The sequence below is a fragment of the Actibacterium sp. genome (genome assembly GCF_041584535.1).
In the GTDB taxonomy this organism is placed as follows: Bacteria; Pseudomonadota; Alphaproteobacteria; order Rhodobacterales; family Rhodobacteraceae; genus Actibacterium_D.
Window position 1 is genome coordinate 1 of sequence record NZ_JBFHDW010000297.1, and the last position, 3098, is coordinate 3098.

Consider the following 3098-nt stretch of genomic DNA (forward strand, 5'->3'; position numbering starts at 1 on the left):
GCCGTCGGTATCGCTGCCGGGCTATGACGTGCAAATTCTGGACGAAGGCGGTCACCCGATGCCTGCGGGCGAAATGGGCGCCATCGCGATCAAGCTGCCGCTGCCGCCGGGCACGCTGCAAAACCTGTGGAACGCCGAGGCGCGGTATAAGAAAAGCTACCTCGAACATTTCCCCGGTTATTACGAGACCGGCGATGCGGGTTACAAAGACGAAGACGGCTATCTCTACATCATGGCCCGCACCGATGACGTCATCAACGTCGCTGGCCACCGCCTGTCGACCGGCGCCATGGAAGAGGTCCTTGCCAGCCACCCGGATGTCGCTGAATGCGCGGTGATCGGGGTTGCGGACAAGCTGAAAGGCCAGATGCCGCTGGGCTTTGTCTGTCTGAACGCGGGCGTCGATCGCGATGCCGCCGACGTGTCCAAGGAATGCGCCACGCTGGTGCGGCAAAAGATCGGTCCGGTCGCGGCCTACAAGATGACCTGCGTCGTCGATCGCCTGCCGAAAACCCGCTCGGGCAAGATCCTGCGGGCGACCATGGTGAAAATCGCCGATGGCGAAGAGTTCAAGATGCCCGCGACCATCGACGATCCGGCCATTCTGGACGAAATCGCCGTGGCGCTGCAGACGCTGGGCTATCCGGGCGACAACTAAGCCCTTGAACTTTCGGGCGCCAACCTGTCGAATAAGATGGGTTGGCGCTTGTGCTTAGGCGCGATAGAACTAAGGCGCCGCAACTTTAACGGGTGGATGCCATGCGTCTTTGGTCAGAACTGGAGTATCAGATTTGACCGACCCTGCGGACACCCGGCCTGGGCCTGTGCCCACCGCGTCGCAACGCGCCGCCCTTCTGGGCCACGACATACGAAATGCTGTTTCCGATATTCTGGGCGGGTTGGCCCTGGCCGATCTCACAGGGCTGGACGACACGTCACGTCAGCAATTGGTCCGGGTGCGCAGCGCCAGCGAACAACTGGCCCGGCTCAGTGACGAGGTTCTGGCACTGGTCACCGGCGAAAGCCCCGGCGAACCCCATCAGAACAGCGCCCTGTCGTTGCGGGATTTCCTGACCGACACCAATGACCGCTGGTCAGCGCATGTGCAGGAGAAAAAGCTGCGCTTTGCCATTGAACTCAGCGATGACCTGCCGCCGCTGATCGGCTGCGACCGTGGCGCGCTTGAGCGCATCTTGGCCAACCTGATCGGCAATGCCACCAAGCACACCCAGCAGGGCGAGATTTCCCTGTCCGTCGGCATGCGCGCCCGCGAGACCCTGTGCCTGACCGTGCGCGACACCGGCCCCGGCTTCAGCGACGAGGCCATGGCCCTGCTGTTCGAGGCCGGCGGACGTCCGGTCGCCAGCAAAACCCCCGGCTCGGGGCTGGGCCTGCATATCGTGCATGATCTGGCGGAACAGCTTGGCGGTCATATCGAGGTCGGCAACCACTCTCTGGGTGGTGCGGCGGTGTCGCTGCTGCTGCCGCGCGCCGCTTGGGCGCCCGGCCCGGCCCAGCGCCGCGATGGCGATCATGCCCTGCCCGACCTGAGCGACAAGCGGGTGCTGGTGGCCGAGGACAACAAGACCAACCAGTTGCTGATCTCGCAAATGCTGGACACGCTGGGCGCGTGCTATCGTATCACCTCGGACGGGCAAGAGGCGCTGCTGGCGCTTGAGGACGGCCCCTATCAACTGGCGCTGATCGACATTGAAATGCCGCGCCTGTCGGGTCTGGACCTGATCCGCGCCCTGCGCCAGCGCGAGACCCTTGGACATAGTTCAGAAGGCGACGGGCGCGCCCTGCCGGTGCTGGCGATCACCGCTTATGTCCTGAGCGCCAACCGCGAGGAAATCTATGACGCCGGGGCCGATGGCATTCTGGCGAAACCGATCATGAGCATCGAATCCTTCGGCCACGCGATTTCCAACGTTCTGGCCAAGCATGGCGATCACAGCCTGCCCAGCCTGAAAGCCGAGGCCGGTTTCGCGCCGCTGAACGATCTGCATCTGGACCGGCTGATGGCCTTGGCCGGCGACGCCAACGGCCGCGAATTGCTGGACCGGCTGCGGCAGGACTTTGAAACCGTGCAAACCGGCATTCAGGACGGGCTGCGTCGGCCAGACTTTGCCTTGTTGCGGGCAAGGACACATGTTTTGATTTCTCTGGCCGGGGCGATCGGTGCAGACTATCTGCAAAACATGGCGGAAACACTGAACACAGCAGCGCATAACAAGGATTCGTCTCTGTCGGGGGTCGTCGGGCCACGGGTGATCTCGCAGGTGAACCGGGTGCTGGAGCGGCTGACGCAGGAATTCGAGGATCGCTTCGGCGAGGGCAGGACATGATACCGCAACCGCCCCTGTTGTTGATCGAGGACACGCCATCGTTGCAGATGGTGTATGAATCCGTGCTGACCTCGGCCGGCTACAAGGTGGCGGTCGCCGGCACCGCGCAAGAGGGTCTGGAACAATTCACCCGCCTGCGCCCGCATGTGGTGCTGCTGGACCTGATGCTGCCGGACCGGTCCGGTCTGGACCTGATGCGCGATTTGCTGGCGTTAAAGCCCGATACCAATGTGATCGTCGTTACCGCCAATGGCTCGATCAATCGGGCGGTCGAGGCGATGCGCGGCGGCGCTTATGAATTCCTGCTCAAGCCGTTCAACGAACAGCGGTTCCTGCACGCGGTCGAAAACGCCCTGTCCGATGCCCGCCGCCAGCGCGGCGACAAGCCCGATGCCGCCCCGCCCGGCGCGATGGCCGGGTTCGTCGGCAACTCGCCTGAAATGCAGCGGGTCTATGACCGGATCAGCTCGGTCGCGCGGTCGATGGCCACCGTGTTCATCACCGGCGACAGCGGCACCGGCAAGGAAATCTGCGCGCAGGCGGTTCACGCCAATTCCAACCGGGCGCGCGGGCCGTTCGTGCCGCTGAACTGTGGCGCGATCCCGCCCGACCTGCTGGAATCCGAGGTATTCGGCCATCTCAAGGGTTCGTTCACCGGCGCCATCGCCGACAAGCCCGGCGCGGCGGCGACCGCCGATGGCGGCACGCTGTTTCTGGACGAGATTTGCGAGATGGACCTGAACCTGCAAA

The 3098-nt window shown here is 63.8% G+C and carries 2 protein-coding genes and 1 pseudogene; all 3 read left to right on the forward strand.

The features are described 5' to 3' along the window. Positions 1-658, forward strand: a pseudogene (prpE, locus tag ABYW26_RS12575) (propionyl-CoA synthetase); the annotation flags it as partial. Positions 659-824: 166 nt separating this feature from the next. Continuing rightward, positions 825-2348, forward strand: a complete 1524-nt coding sequence (locus ABYW26_RS12580) for an ATP-binding protein (protein WP_372605251.1) — start codon at positions 825-827, stop codon at positions 2346-2348. Further along, on the forward strand, positions 2345-3098 hold a 754-nt coding region (locus ABYW26_RS12585), incomplete at its 3' end, for a sigma-54-dependent transcriptional regulator (protein WP_372605252.1). The genes ABYW26_RS12580 and ABYW26_RS12585, both read left to right, overlap by 4 nt.